This window comes from Marinagarivorans algicola (assembly GCF_001292705.1).
GTDB lineage: Bacteria > Pseudomonadota > Gammaproteobacteria > Pseudomonadales > Cellvibrionaceae > Marinagarivorans > Marinagarivorans algicola.
Map to the genome: position 1 here is coordinate 1 of NZ_LGAK01000111.1, position 1,066 is coordinate 1,066.

The following is a 1,066-nucleotide window of genomic DNA, read 5'->3' on the forward strand; positions in this document are numbered from 1 at the left end:
AGCCAAAGTGACTCTGTCTATGCTTTTCACACAATACATCAGGGCTTCAAGGTGCAGCTTACGTGTGATAATGTTTGGGGCACCTAAGCGGATTCATCGTTAGGCTTAGCAACCGGTGACCTTGTTTTTAAGCAGGCATGCCAAAAAGAAAATGACACTAAGTTTTATCGATTATCGTATCGCAATGCTAGGGTAATTGCTAATAACGTATTCATGCAATGAAAATTATAAAGAAGCTAAGCTAATCATTTAGGTTTATTAGGTTTATTAGGTTTATTAGGTTTATTAGGTTTATTAGGTTTATTAGGTTGGGCAGGAGTGATGGAGGGTGACGCGGGAAAAATTTATGCTGGTGGGGTATTAGGCAGCGCGCTTGGGCCTTTGCCTATGCTTGGCGAATAAGGCTGACGTGAAGGGTTCACTAATGTCGCAAACGCAGGGAGTGCAAGCGCGATAGGCACTCACGCTCAAAGTACTGCGTTTGTAATAGCCAACACCAATACCAGCAACTACCAGCAATCGTTTAAATTACTCAAAACTATTAATAATTCGATTTAATTTTTAACAACAAGCAGATTTTTAAAAGTGCCTGTCCTTGTGTTGTTTTTGAGTCGGTATTTTTTAGGGTGAGTGTCTCTGTATTAGTTTGCATTAATGTAGAGATATCTAGCCTGTAGTAATCTATACTATGGGCTATTTTAAATATTAAAGGGTAATCCAATGTTAAAGTTGAATAATACTACAGTAATCCTGTCCTCAAGCCTAGGTGCTCTATTTACAATGGAAACAATATCTGTTCTTATTCCTCATGGTGATCCGGGCGTTGAAAAGGTATTTATTGCATTTATTACAGCAAGCCTTACAAGTTATTTATTGCGAAAATTTTCTAATGAATCTCTTGAAAATAAGAGTTAGATTTTTATCTCTTCGCATAAAGGCCAATCATATACTCGATTTTTAAGTTTTTGACTCTTGACAGTGAATGTATAATTATTTTATACAGCAGCGTTGATTTTTGGCTGCCTTGTGGGTCTAAAAATGCATAATAAATAACTATTTAAAGGGG

Annotated in this window: 1 protein-coding gene; it reads left to right on the top strand. The window is 36.9% G+C overall.

Annotation, left to right across the window (positions count from 1 at the left end):
• The first annotated feature begins 720 nt into the window (after positions 1 to 720).
• Positions 721 to 915, top strand: coding sequence for a hypothetical protein (locus AC438_RS17040; RefSeq protein WP_053982335.1), 195 nt, complete (start codon positions 721 to 723; stop codon positions 913 to 915).
• Positions 916 to 1,066: the final 151 nt, after the last annotated feature.

Excerpts from the sequence above, each read along its gene's own strand:
- AC438_RS17040 (WP_053982335.1), top strand. The coding sequence starts at position 721 with ATGTTAAAGTTGAATAATACTACAGTAATCCTGTCCTCAAGCCTAGGT.